General features: G+C 39.4%; 1 protein-coding gene. It reads right to left on the bottom strand.

Annotation, left to right across the window (positions count from 1 at the left end; genetic code table 11):
* Positions 1–9 precede the first annotated feature (9 nt).
* The gene (locus ABP870_RS10585) at positions 10–1,029 is read right to left on the bottom strand and encodes a transposase (RefSeq protein WP_350015304.1); all 1,020 of its coding nucleotides are present in this window, start codon (positions 1,027–1,029) and stop codon (positions 10–12) included.
* Between the last annotated feature and the right edge of the window lie 477 nt (positions 1,030–1,506).

The raw sequence follows: 1,506 nt of genomic DNA, 5'->3' as shown, positions 1-1,506 counted from the left end.
ATGACAAGTTCATTTGTGGTAAGATGAGTATAGGTCATTTATGTTAGTTCCCTTCAGACAAATGTGGTGTTTATCTGAGCCTAACATAGATGGCTTTTTTCTGTCTAGCTTAATTTTACAAATTGGGTTTTGATAAGGTTGGAGTGTAGTGAGTAGTTTGTAAATGATTTTGAGTATATTGTGAGCACAAGCAATGACATCTTTCGTTTTGCTTCCTCTTTGGGAAATTCGGTTGTAGAAGGATAAAAAAGCTGTGTCCTTTGAGCGTCCGGCAGTCAGTCCTGCCAGTATTAGGGCCTGTTTGATGTAGCGATCTCCTTTTGTGATATGAGACGATTTCTTCTTCCCTGCACTCTCGTATGAACCAGGACATAGTCCAGCCCAGGATGCTAAATGACCATCACTTTTAAAAACGTCGACATTTGGTCCAAGCTCAGCTAAACAAGAAGCTATGTTGTCCACAGTAATAGTCTCTCCATTGATGACTAACCTTAAGAGAGCTTGCCCAGTTTTGGAGAAGATGTCGGACAGGAAACTAGTCAATTTAATATTGGCTCGTTGTAAAAGATTGTGACTTTCATTTTTCACTTGCGTTTGACGCTGCTTATAGGACTGTCTGTGACGTGTTAGTAATCGTAACGGCATCATGACTTCTGGTTCAGGAATATAAGAGGGCTCAATCAATCCGCAGCGCCCCAGCTGGGCAAGCCATTTGGCATCTTTCACATCTGTTTTACGGCCAGGCACATTCTTGATGTGCTGCGGATTAGCTAACACCAAAGTCAATGTAGAGTCTGAAAAGATATTGAATAGCGGCACCCAATACTGACCTGTGGATTCAAAGAAAACATGGGTTACCTGGCTTTCCTCTAACCAAGCTAGGGCATTTTGAATAGCGGTGGTTGTTGTTCCGAATGTCTTCTGAATTTTCTTGGGTTTGTTGGTATCAAGCGGACCGTCTAAGCTACAACAAACAATGGATTTCTGGTGGACATCAATGCTACAACAAGTTTCAATCATGACTTCCATGCAAAAAGCCTCCTATTCTATTGTTGAACAATCGAATAAGAGGCTTTCAGTCATTTTATTGTCACGTTCAAGACGTAGTTGAGTTATCTCAGGACTTTTATTTATCCAGTTTGTCGTATAGGCTAGGCAAAGCCAGCTTAGAGTTTGTTGTGGATTTTGGATGAGTATAACTTTTACAAAAATATCAAAAAACTCAGCGACCTAAATCACTTAGTTACCATATTATATAAGGCTCTATAATTTCTGTAGTGGGTGAATTCCCATCGGAGATTATGGAGTCTTTTTGACTATAGCAAAAAAGTTCCATATGACTTATAATGAAAAGCGACTAAACCACTCATTAGAAAGATTCATATGGAACAACTAGATGATATCAAAGATTCACTCAACATTAAAGACCCTAACATCGCTTTTGAAAAGCAATTTGACAAGTTCTTCACTCACAGAGAGTATCATGCCAAGTTAGATTATGATGCT

This window comes from Streptococcus jiangjianxini (assembly GCF_040225085.1).
Classification (GTDB): domain Bacteria; phylum Bacillota; class Bacilli; order Lactobacillales; family Streptococcaceae; genus Streptococcus; species Streptococcus jiangjianxini.
This window is presented reverse-complemented; position numbering and strand designations above follow the sequence as displayed.